An 11,865-nucleotide genomic window follows, 5' to 3' on the forward strand; every position below is an offset into this window, starting at 1 on the left:
GCCGGTCACTCCGGCGCGGCGGTCAACACTTCAGGATTTCGGTAGACCCAGTCTAGCAAAGCCTCGCCCGCCGCCGGAGTACGCTGCCCGCATGTCCTCGCCCATCCTCGACCTCGCGGGCGTGACGCTGGAGGTCAATCACCTGCCGCGCGGGGTGCGCTTCTATACCCAGGTGCTCGGCCTGCCCCTGCTGGAGCATGACGAGGACCGGGGCGTGGCCCACTTCCGGGTGAACGACGCGCAAACCCTGACCCTCTGGAAACCGGTCACCCGGCAGCCGAATGACCCCCGGCTCGCGCCCCTGCACGCGCGGGGGGCCTCGCATCTGCACTACGCCTGGCAGATTCAGCCGCACGAGCTGGACCGCTGCAAGGCCCTCCTGGACGAGCACGGCCTGCCCTGGCAGGAGATCGACCTGGGCACCCCGGAGCGGCCCGACCCCACCGTGTACTTCTTCGATCCCTTCGGGCACGGGCTGGAGCTGCGCGGAGTGGACCTCGCCGACGAGCGGCAACCGGTCTACCCCCCCACGCCGGAGGACGGCGAACGCGGCCCCCACGCCCTGCCCGTCCTGGGCCTGCGCGAGGTGGCGCTCGCCTTCGGGGACTACCCGGCGATGAAGGAGCGGCTGCCCCGCGCCTACGGCTTCGCCCTCGCCAAGGAGCAACCGGACCGCGACTTCGCGCAGTTCACCCTGGGGCCGGAGCCTGAGCCCGACGGGAACGGCACTCCGCGCCGCTGGCTGTACGCCTGGGACCCGCAGGTGGGGCTGGCGGACATGTTCGGCGGCGACCACGTGTATGCCCAGTTCTACGCGCGGGTGGAGGAGGTCCGAGGCCGGGTGCGGGCCGCCGGGCTGCCCCATGTGGAGGAGAGCGGCGTCCTCGCTGTGCGTGACCCGGAAGGCCACGTGTTCGAGTTCCGGCCGCCGCGCTGAAGGGGGGCGCCTCCTCCGCTACAATCCACACCCGATGCCCCGCCGCTCTGGCCCTCCCGCGCCCCAGATCGCCCGCCCGTGACCCCCGTCTCGGACGCCCTGCCCGCTGTCCTCGCCCGCTGGCTGGAGCTCGCGGACGACGCTCTGTTCGTCGTGGACGGCTCGGGCCGCATCGTGTACGCCAATGCCCTCACCGGGCGGCTGGCTGGGCAGGCCCCCGCCGCGCTGGTGGGCCAGGTGCTGGAGCGCGATTTCGCGGGGCACTTCAGCTCGCGCTGGGCCGAGTTCCGGGACCGCGCCCGGCAAACGGGTGAGCCCACCGAGTACGAAGCCCCCAGTCCGCTGCTGGGCGGCTGGGTGCGGGTGCGGGTGGTGCCGGACGGGGACACGCTGGCCGTGCAACTGCGCGACGTGACCGCCCTGCACCGCGCCGAGGCCCTGCAAGACCTCAGCGCGGCCCTGGCCGGGGCGCACACGCCCGCCGACGTGCTGGGGGCGCTGCTGCGGGAGGTCGTGGCGGCGGCTGGGGCCGCGGGGGGGCAGATCGTGGACGGGGAGGGCGGCCTGCCCCAGGCCACAACCGGCGACCCGGTGCCCGAGTCCGATCTCCCCACCGAGGCCCGGCGGACGCGGCACCCCGTCTTCCGTTCCGCAGGCCCCGTCCCCCTTGCCGCCCTGCCCCTGTGCGTGGACGGGGAGGTCCTGGGGGTGCTGACCCTGGCCTTCGGGGCGGGCGAGCAGCGCGGCTTCGCCCCGCCCGAGCGGGCCTTCCTGGAGGTGCTGGTGCAGCAGGGCGCCCAGGCGCTGGGCCGCGTGCGGGCGCAGGAGCGGCTGGCCTGGCAGGCGGACGTGCTGGACACCCTGGGCCGGGTGGGGCCGTCCATCGCCGCCGAACTCGACCTCGGGCGGCTGATGCAGGCGGTGACCGACGCGGGGGTGGCCCTCAGCGGGGCCGAGCACGGGGCGCTGTTCTACCGCCCGCCCGGCAGCGAGGCCTATCCCCTCTACAGCCTGTCGGGCGCCACCCGTGAAAGCTTTGCCGCCTTTCCCCCGCCGCGCCTGACAGCCCTGCTTGGGCCGACCCTGGGCGGGCAGGCGGTGGTGCGCTCGGACGACATCACCCTCGACCCCCGCTTCGGGCAGAATGCCCCGCACCGGGGCCTGCCGCCGGGGCACCTGCCCGTGCGCAGTTACCTCGCCGTGCCGGTGGTGTCGCGCTCGGGAGCGGTGCTGGGAGGGCTGCTCTTCGGGCACGCGGAGCCGGGGCGCTTTGACGAGCGGGCCGAGCAGCTTGTGGTGGGGCTGGCGGCGCAGGCGGCCGTGGCGCTCGACAACGCGCAGCTCTATCAGGAGGTGCAGGAGGAACGCGCCCGGTTGGAGGGCCGTGTGGCGGAGCGCACCCGCGAACTCGCCGAGCAGGCCACGGCCCTGGGGGCCTTCGTGCGCTTCACGGAGGCGGTGGGCACCCGCACCGACGTCTCCAGCCTCGCGCGGGAGGCGCTGGGGGTCTTCCGCTCCTTTTTCGCCGAATGCAGCGCGGCCTACTACGAGCGCGAGGACGAGCTGTGGCGTGCCCGCGTCTGGACCGACGACATCGCCCCGGAGGTGGTGGCCTCCATCACGGGGGGCATTCCGCTGGAGGCCCCCGCCTTCGCCGAGGCCGAGCGCACCCGCGAGCCCGTCTTCGTGGACGGCTGGAACGCGGGCGAGCAGCAGGTCGCCGAAACCGAGGAATACGGCACGGTCGCCCTCTACCCGCTGACGGTGGGCACCGAGGTGCCGGGCATGCTTGCCGTGGGCCTCAAGACCGAGGGCCAGTGGTCCGAGCGCGGGCGGGCCATCGTGAGTTCGGCCGGACGCAGCCTCGCCCTGTCGCTCGAACGGGCCGACAGCGCCCGGCAACTCGCCGCGCAGCGCGACGCCCTCGAAGCCCGCACCCGCGCCCTGGAAGCCTTCGCCGACCTCTCCCGCGACCTCACCCTGGAGGCCGACGCGGGGCTGCTGATTCGCCGGGCGCAGGAGATCATGCTCTCGCTGCTGCCGGACGGCTACTCGGTGTACTGGGAGCCGGAGGAGGAGTCGTGGGTCAAGCGCTCGCAGGTGGGCGACCTGCGCAGCGAGGCCCTGCAACGCGAGCTTGACGCCGGGCTGCCGCTGCGGGAGACGCCCACCATGTGGGTGCCCTACCAGACGGGCGAACCGCTCTATCAGGACACCTACGACGGCGACCGCGACGGGCTGGGCGAGCAGGTGGAGCACATCGCGGCGGTGGCCTCGCTGCCCGTGCGGGTGGGGGGCGTGGTGCAGGGAGTGATCGTGGTGGGCCTCTTCGGGGATCGGCGCTGGACCGGGACCGACCGGGCGCTGCTCGACACCGTGGCCCGCAGCCTCAGTCTGACCCTGGAAGGGGCCGACAAGGCCCGTGCCCTCCAGCGGCGCACCGCCGACCTGGAGCGCAGCAACGCCGAACTCGAACGCTTCGCCTACGTCGCCTCGCACGACCTGCAAGAGCCGCTGCGGACCATCGCCAGCTTCACCGAGCTGATCGTCAAGCGGCACGCCGAGAGCCTCGGCCCCCAGGGTCGCCGGTACCTCGATTTCGTGGTCAAGGGGGCCGAACGCATGAAGGCCCTGATCGACGACCTCCTCGTCTTCTCGCGCCTGAACGCGGTGCAAGAACCCCTGGTGCCGGTGCCCAGCGCCGAGCCGCTGGCCGAGGCCCTGGAACGGCTCCACGGGACGATGGAGGCGAGCGGGGCGCGGGTCGTGACCGGCGAGCTGCCCACCGTGCTGGGGGCCAGCAGCGAACTGGCGCAACTGTTCCAGAACCTGATCGGCAACGCGGTCAAGTTCCGCCGCGAGGGGGCCGCGCCCGTCGTGGAGATCGGGGCCGTCCCCGAGGGCGGGTTCTGGCACTTTACCGTGCGCGACAACGGCATCGGCTTCGAGCCCGAGTACGCCGAGCGCGTCTTTCAGATGTTCCAGCGTCTCCACCTGCGCGAGCGTTACGAGGGCACCGGCATGGGCCTCGCCATCGTCCGCAAGATCGTGGAGCGCTGCGGGGGCCGCGTCTGGGCCGAGGGACAGCCCGGCGTGGGCAGCACCTTCCACTTCACCCTGCAGGGGGTGGAGGCTGGAGAGCAGGGCTAGGCGCGGGCGTAGGGCGTACAGCGCGGCCATGATGGGCTGTCTCCACGGGCGTGAGGAGTAGCAGCAGATCCGTTGGGCCGGACCATCCCCACACCCGTGGGGAATTCGGCCCCGCCAGGGACGCGGGCGTGGAGAGCCTCGGACCATCCCCACACCCGTGGGGAATTCCAGGTGAGGGGATGAGCAGGCCCCCGGCGTCGCGGACCATCCCCACACCCGTGGGGAATTCGTCTTCAGGGTCATCTTTGTCTGACCCTGCCTCGGACCATCCCCACACCCGTGGGGAATTCCATTCCAGGGCAATCACTACCGCCCCATAACTCGGACCATCCCCACACCCGTGGGGAATTCGACGTGGCCGCGCTCCACGACCTGACGCGCCGCGGACCATCCCCACACCCGTGGGGAATTCCTCACCTATTACGACGTGCCGGACCCCATGAACGGACCATCCCCACACCCGTGGGGAATTCGGGCGGTGAGGACGGTCAGGGAGTCCCCCCAGCGGACCATCCCCACACCCGTGGGGAATTCCCGATGGGAGCGAGGCTGGGCAGGCTCTCGCGCGGATCATCCCCACACCCGTGGGGAATTCCCCCGCGCGGCGCACCAGGCGCGCTGATACCCCGGACCATCCCCACACCCGTGGGGAATTCCACCAGCGCGTCGGTCAGGCCACGCCCGTCCAGCGGACCATCCCCACACCCGTGGGGAATTCATCAGGCCCCAGCCCTGCTCGCCGACGGCGGGCGGACCATCCCCACACCCGTGGGGAATTCAGGTTCTCGTCGAGCCGGGCGGGGTCGGACCACGGACCATCCCCACACCCGTGGGGAATTCCTCGCCGAACCGCACGCCGCGCCCGCGAATCACGGACCATCCCCACACCCGTGGGGAATTCCCTCTACGCCGGGGACAACCCGACTCCGGCCAAGGACCATCCCCACACCCGTGGGGAATTCGAAGCAAAAAGACTGCCCCCGTTGGGGGCGTCCGGACCATCCCCACACCCGTGGGGAATTCCTCCTCGTCCTCTTCAGGAGCGCACGCACCATCGGACCATCCCCACACCCGTGGGGAATTCTTCGGGGGCACCGCGCTGGAGACCGAGCGCAACGGACCATCCCCACACCCGTGGGGAATTCCCGGTCCTCCCGAATCCCCGCCTTCCTGAGTTCGGACCATCCCCACACCCGTGGGGAATTCACTGCACCCACCCGGCCTCCAGTCCAGTGCCCTGCTCCTGACCCCCACGCCGGAGGTCAGGTCTGGCACACATTGTCATGCGACTCGGGAAAACCCGCTCCCAGTGTAGGGCGCGTGCACTCGGCACAAGCATGGGCGTGAGCGGCCGGGAGCAGCAGCAGGCAAGAGGCGACACCAAGCAAATTCTCTGCCAGACCACAGACAGCACGGCGCAACGTGACGACCGGTTTCGTCGCGGGGCTGGACCACAGTGCGCGGCGTCACCGCCAGAAGCGTCCCGGAGCGCGGCCAGAGGCGGCGACCCGCCCGGCACGCCTGGCCGCGTGCCCTAGCCCCGCCTCTGCCCACCACAGTCAGGACCCCCAGCGGGTGCCTGAGGGGGAGGCCTGTTGTCCCAGGAGGCCCGCCCATGCGTGTCCTGTGCTCTGTCCTCACCGCGCTGCTCGCCCTCGCTCCGCTCTCCGCGCCCGCCCGCGCCGAGGCCGCCCCGCCTCTGGCCGCCACCGGCCCGACCGACCCACCTCCCACGCTCCCACAGGGGGACGACCCCAAGGGGGGCGGCGGCTTGGGCTGAACCCGGCTCCCTGACAAGGCCCCGCTCCTGCGGCCAGTGGGGGCGGCCCTCTCTTTCAGGGCGGGGCGGACCGTCCTAGACTCGCGGGGATGTCGCCCGCCGACCGCCGCCCCGGTTCCCCCATCCCCGTCAGCCCCGCCGAGTGGGACGCTTCCGTTCAGGCTCTGCTGACGGTGGGGCGAGCGGAGGACGCCCTCCAGACCCTCGCGCGGGCGGCGGAGGCGGCCACGCAGCCTGCCCGCTTCGGGGAACTGCTGGAGTTGTTCCTGACGCTGCCCCCAGAAGCGCGGGAGAGTCGGGAGGGGGTGCGGCTGCATCTGCGGCTGCTGGGCAACGTGCGCCCGGCAGGCGAGGTGCGGCAGTTGGTCGAGTGGGCGCTGGGGCAGGGGCTGGAGGCCCCCTTCATCCACGCCATTCATGCCTGGGCACTGGCCCAGGAGGGCGAGTATGCCGGGGCACTCGCGGTCGCCGACCGTGCCCTCGCCGGGGAGGCGCAACTGGCTCCCCACGAGGCGGGGGCGGCGTGGCGGGTGCGGGGCCGCTCGCTGGCGCATCTGGGGCGGGAAGGGTGGCAAGCGGCGTTCACGCGGGCGGCGACCTTTGCCCAGGGCCGGGCGCTGGGCATCCTGCGGATGGAGGAAGGGGCGCTGTTGGGCCGCTCGGGGGACCAGACGGGGGCGCTGCGGGCCTACGCCGAGGCGCTGACCCTTTTCCGGCACGACGGGCGACACCGGGCCTGGACCCTACACAACATGGGGCTGGCCTGCCTGGTGTCGGGGCGCTTCGGGGAGGCCGAGGGCTATTTCGCACGGGTTGCGGCGATTCGCCGGGGCGCCGAGGGTGCCCGCGCCCGCGCGTGGTGTGGGCAGGCGGCGGCGCGGCGGGCGCTGGGCGAGTGGGCACGGGCGGCGGCCCTCTACCGTCAGGCGGCGGCCGAGGCCGAGCGGCAGGGCGACCCCGACGACGTGCGGCAGGCCCTGCGCGGGCTGGGGCACACCCTGCGCCTGTCCGGGCAGACCTTCGCGGCCCTCGAACCGTTGACCCAGGCGACCCGCGCCACGCCCGGCGACCGCGCCTCGGGAACCTCCTGGGTCCAGGTGGACCTCGCCGCCGCCTACGCCGCGCTGGGGCAAGCCGAGCGGGCCGAGGCCGCGCTCGCCCTCACCGGGCCGCTGGAGGGTGAGGACGCCGACCGCGCCCGCATTGTGCGGGCCGAACTCGCCCGGCAGCGGGGAGACCAGGAAAAGGCGCTGCAATTGCTGCGGCCCCTGGACCCCGGCACCCTCTGGGCGAGAGAGGAGGCGCACGCCTTTCCGGAGCTGTTCGCGCTGCTCTCGGTGGCGGGTCTGCCCACCCCGGCCCCCCTTCCCCGCCCGGCCCGCACGGTGGTCCGGGTGCGGGCGATGGGCACCCCGCGCGTGGAGGTCGGCGGGCGCCCGGTGCCCCTGGGCGGCCCCGGCCTCGCGGTGCTGTGTGCGCTGCTGGATGGGGGCGGCGAGGGCCTGACCGACCTGCTCGCGGAGGTCGTGGACGACGGCACTCCCCGTCTGCCCCGGCTTCAGCGCCAGCGCGTTTCGGCCGCGGTGCGGGCGGTGCGGGACGCCCTCGGGTGGCCGGAGAGCATTGGGAGCGTGCCCGGTGGCTACCGCCTAGACCCCGCCGCTGAATGGCACTACGACGTGGCGGAAGCACTGCGGCGGGGCGACCCAGTCGAAACCTTCCTGCCGGGGGTTGCACTTCCCTGGGTACTCGCCCGCGAACAGGAGCTGAGGCAGGCGGACGCAAATTGTCTGAGTGTCCAGACCGAATAGTCCTGGGAGCGACACTCACGCGACAGCCTCCCGGCATCCTCCGCGTTGGAGGATCACCGTGGGCGAGCCCCAGCAGACACATCCCGACACCGACCTTCCGACCCCTACGGCACCCCGACCCCTGCCCCGGCAGCCCCTGGTGTGGAACCGCGCCAAACGCCTCGCCGCGCTGGCTGACAAGCTGAGGCAGGCGCCGCGCACGACCGAACAACTCGCCGCTCACTTCGGCGTGACCCGGCGCAGCATCCAGCGGGACCTGCTGGCGCTTTCCCAGATGGAGCACCGGGTGACCCGCGACCACCGGGGGGCCTATCACATCCCGCAGGGGGGCCGGGCGCTTGGCCCCGCCGAGGCGCTGGCCGTGTATACCGCCGTGCGGCTGCTGCACCACCACGCGCCCGTGACGAGCGGGCACTACCTCAGCGCCCTGGAAACCATTGCGGGCAACCTGCCGCAGCACCTGCGTCATCTGCTGCACCGCTCGCTGCTGGACACCGGAGCCACCCACGCGACCGACCGCGCCCTCGATTTTGTGGCCGCCGCGTGGACGAACCGGGAAGTTCTGCGCTTCGACTACCGCAAGCCCGGCGGCGAAGTCGAGCGCGGCAATGAGCTGGAGGTCTACTTCGTGGAGATCAGCCGCGACAACCTCGCGCCCTATGTGATCGGGCAGGAGACCCGGCACCGGCAGGCCATCCGCACCTTCAAGGTGAGCCGGATGGAGAATTTTGCCCGGCTGGAGCGGACCTACGACATCCCCGAGGACTTTGACCCCCGTGACTACCTGTCGGACGCCTGGGGCGTGATCGGCGGCAAGAACCCCGTCACGGTGCGGGTGCGCTTCGCCCCGGAAGCGGCCTACCGCGTGCTGGAGGGCGGCTACCCCAACGCCACGCGGGTGGACACCACCCTGATCCACCGTGACGGCAGCGTCGAACTCGACATTCGTGCCGGGGCCGACGCCAGCGGCCTGCCGCGCGAGCTGATTCCATTTCTGCTGGGCTGGGGACCGAGGGTCGAGGTCCTTTCGCCGCCCCACGTCCGCGAACACTGGCTGAATGAGCTGCGGGCTGCCCTGGCCCGGCACGACCCGACCTATCCGGGAGCGCTGCTGGATGCGATGGAGGGGAGGCGGTAGGAGGAGCCTCACCCCCTCACGTACACCAGCCCCTGCTCCGGGTCCAGCCGCACCTGAAGGCCCTGCACCTCGGCCACTCCGCCCGTGAAGACCAGCGGCACGGCGTCGCGTAGCAGCGGGTGCGCCCGCCACCCTCGGTGCTCGCCTCCCAGCGACTGACCCTGCTCGTCCCATTTCGTTAGGCCGAAGCGCACGAGTTCCCAGCGCGAGACGCTTAGGGAACGGCGGTAAATCTGGATGGCTTGGGCGGTGTCGGTCTTGCCCAGGCGGTCAAAGAGGGGAGCGATGTCCGCCTGGGCCCGGTTCCAGAAGGGCGAGCGGCACACCCGCCAGGCGCCGTTGTCGGCCCGCTCCACGGGCACGATCCGCACCCCTTCCTCGCCCAGGCGGGTGCGGGGGCGCTCCGGCTCCTCCCCGGCTGCCAGGGCGGCGGGGTCGTCGTTGAGGCTCTCGCTGTCGGCATCGGGGCGGCGGTGCAGGGGCGTCTGCCAGAAGTCGGCGGGGCGGCCGATGTGGGCGAATAGGCCGGTCGTGGCCTCGTTGCCGCGCCTGGTCTCCAGGTCCGCTTCTGCCGCCGCGAGTTGCCCACCCTGCTCCGGGGTCAGCTCTGGCGCGGCGAAGTCGGGGGCATAGACCTCCTGCACCAGCGCGTCCAGATCGTCGGGGAGGGTCAGCCCGGCGTCCAGGCGCCGCCGCAGCGACAGCCACGAGCGGTAGAGCAGGGCGGGGGCGTAGACGCGGCTCCAGAACTCGCGCTCCATGCTCGCGTCGGGCCACCCGTCCAACCCGGAGACGTACAGCACGGCGTCGTCGTGGCCGTGCCGTTTACCTTCATTGGCCGCGTGGCGGTGCAGCCGCCCGGCCCGTTGCAGCACGAGGTCGGCGGGGGCGAGGTCGGTCAGCATCACGTCCGCGTCGAAGTCGAGGCTCTGCTCGGCCACCTGGGTGGCGATCAGGATGAACCGCTCCGGGCGCTTGCCGCCTTTGCCCAGATAGCGCAGCACCCGCTCCTCGCGTTCCAGCCGCTCGTCCGCCGGGTAGCGGGCGTGGTAGAGCAGCACGCTGACGGCCCGTGGGTCCTTGCCGCCGCCCCTGGTGCAGGTCCGGGCAGTCACGCCCCGCGCCCCCAGCTCGGCCAGCACCCGCGCCTGCACCGCCTGCGCCCGCGCTACCGTGTTCACGATCACCGCCACGCACCCGCCGCCTACCGCGAGGTCCACCGCTTGCCGGGCCACCTCCTCCGCCGCGCTGCCCAGAGGCTGCAGGGTGACGTGCTGGCGCGGACGGCTGGCGTGGCCGTCCTCGTCGTGGTCGGGGATGGTCAGGGTGCGGACCTCCCCCTGCGCCGGGGCGACGGTCAGGCGAGGGTAGGCCACCGTGGGCGCGTCCTCCACGCCCCAGGCCCGCAGCAGGGCGCGGCGGCCCGACTCGGGGAGGGTGGCGCTCATGATGACCACGCTGGACCCCAGCGCCCGCAGCCACGCGACGAGGGCGGCGATCAGCTCGGAGGTGTAGGTGTCGTAGGCGTGGACCTCGTCTAGCACGACGACCCGGTTGCCCAGGCCCCACAGCCGCACGAACTGGTGCGAGACGCCCAGCACCCCCAGCAGCGCCTGATCCACCGTGCCCACCCCGTACTCGGAGAGCAGCGCCCGCTTGCGGTTCGTGAACCATTCCTCGGCGCGGACGCCGTAGCCGCCCGCCTCGGCGGGGTCGCGCTCGGCGTTGCGGGTGCGCTGGACGGTCGCCTGGAAGTTCTCGTTCAGCAGCGTGCCACCATGCGTGAGTTGCAGGTCGGGCGGCGTCTCGCGGCCCTGTGCGGCCAGGAACTCCGCGAAGCGCTCATACATCGCGTTCCCGGTCGCCTGGGTCGGCAGCGCCACGTACATGCCCCGGTGCCCCGCCGCCCGCTGAAGCTGGAGGTGCGCGTAAAAGGCCGCCTCCGTCTTGCCCTCGCCCATCGGGGCCTCCACCAGCACGAGGGCCGGGCCACTCACCGCTTCCAGGGCCTGCGCCAGCGCCGTCTGGAGGGGACGGGGCTGGAAAACCTTGTCCTTCACCACGTAACGGAAGACTTTCGGGATGGGAGGCAACTCCTCCCGCAGCGGGGCGAACACGGGCCAGCGAATCTCCGAGAGTGTTCGCCGTGCCCGTTCCCGCGCCCGCGCGAAGTAGGCCGCCGGGTCGTCATAGGCCGAGAAGTCTGTGACCGTCGGCAGCGGAAAGGAACTGCCCAGCCAGTCCGCGAAACTGGTCAGCCCGGCGAGGCGCATGAAGGCGGCGGGGGTGAGGGTGGGGGCAATGGGCACGGCGTCGTAGCGGGCTCCGGTACCCAGGGTGACGAGGCGCATCAGTTCCCGGCGGACTTTGTGCCACATGGGTTCTTCGCCTGCTTGATCCGCGGACGGGTTGAGTTCATTGGACTCAATACGAAAACCGTGATGGCAAGCAACAGCATCGGCAACTTGCTTTCGGAGCGTCTTGGGCCAGTTCAGCCGTTCAAGACAGAGTGGCAGCCAGACCTGCGTCATAACACCGTGAGGCACAGCTTTGCTTCTGTCCAGATACGGTGAAATGGGGAGCGTTGAGTCCACGTTGCTCTGACCCTCCGGCCACAGCACCTGAAACGCCGGACTCGCCTTTCCCAGATCGTGCAGCGCCACCAGCGCCAGCGTCCAGGCCAGCGCCTGCTCGCCCTCCAGCCCCAGGTCGCCCTCGAACAGCGCCCGCGTTTGCGGTGGCTCCAGGCGCAGAATCTCCGCCGCGCACGCCGCCACGTCCAGCAGGTGGTTGAGGACGGGCAGGCACGCCCCCTGTGAACCGTCCGCGTTCTTCTTCGCGCTCTTGGCCCACAGGGTCCGCGCCGCCGCCGTAATGGGGTGAAGTTGGCTCATGCGCGGAGGGTACATGGGAGGGGCGACGAAATCGGTCGCAAATCCAGTATCCAGGCGGCTGCTAAAATCTTCTGGTTCCTCAAAACTTGGGGATGGCCCGAGAGGGCTAAGAGCTTGTAGGTTCCCCTCTTCCGAGGGGATGCGCCCGCTCACCT

Annotated in this window: 6 protein-coding genes and 1 CRISPR repeat array; of the genes, 5 read left to right on the forward strand and 1 reads right to left on the reverse strand. The window is 71.8% G+C overall.

From position 1 onward, the window contains the following. Window positions 1-91: 91 nt before the first annotated feature. From F8S09_RS07550 to F8S09_RS07565, 5 genes are all read left to right on the forward strand, one after another. On the forward strand, window positions 92-937 hold the full coding sequence (locus F8S09_RS07550; protein WP_152870721.1) for a VOC family protein: 846 nt from the start codon (window positions 92-94) through the stop codon (window positions 935-937). 78 nt (window positions 938-1,015) lie between these two features. Beyond that, on the forward strand, window positions 1,016-4,087 hold the full coding sequence (locus F8S09_RS07555) for a GAF domain-containing protein (protein WP_322618629.1): 3,072 nt from the start codon (window positions 1,016-1,018) through the stop codon (window positions 4,085-4,087). Window positions 4,088-4,165: 78 nt separating this feature from the next. Continuing rightward, window positions 4,166-5,293: direct repeats of the CRISPR family, unit length 29 nt; unit sequence CGGACCATCCCCACACCCGTGGGGAATTC. A gap of 409 nt (window positions 5,294-5,702) precedes the next feature. Then, a complete protein-coding gene (locus F8S09_RS17630; protein WP_194165265.1) occupies window positions 5,703-5,867 on the forward strand; it encodes a hypothetical protein in 165 nt (54 codons plus the stop codon). Window positions 5,868-5,956: 89 nt separating this feature from the next. Next, window positions 5,957-7,678 carry a tetratricopeptide repeat protein gene (locus F8S09_RS07560; protein ID WP_227978553.1) on the forward strand — a complete coding sequence of 574 codons (1,722 nt, stop codon included), beginning with the start codon at window positions 5,957-5,959 and terminating at the stop codon, window positions 7,676-7,678. Between the two features lie 58 nt (window positions 7,679-7,736). Continuing rightward, complete coding sequence (locus tag F8S09_RS07565) at window positions 7,737-8,816, forward strand: helix-turn-helix transcriptional regulator (RefSeq protein WP_322618630.1); 1,080 nt, start codon at window positions 7,737-7,739, stop codon at window positions 8,814-8,816. A gap of 8 nt (window positions 8,817-8,824) precedes the next feature. On the opposite strand, the gene cas3 is transcribed toward F8S09_RS07565, so the two are convergent. Further along, window positions 8,825-11,710: a CRISPR-associated helicase Cas3' gene (cas3, locus tag F8S09_RS07570; RefSeq protein WP_152870723.1), complete on the reverse strand. Its 2,886-nt coding sequence runs from the start codon at window positions 11,708-11,710 to the stop codon at window positions 8,825-8,827. Window positions 11,711-11,865: the final 155 nt, after the last annotated feature.

The sequence above is a fragment of the Deinococcus terrestris genome, from assembly GCF_009377345.1.
Taxonomy (GTDB): domain Bacteria; phylum Deinococcota; class Deinococci; order Deinococcales; family Deinococcaceae; genus Deinococcus; species Deinococcus terrestris.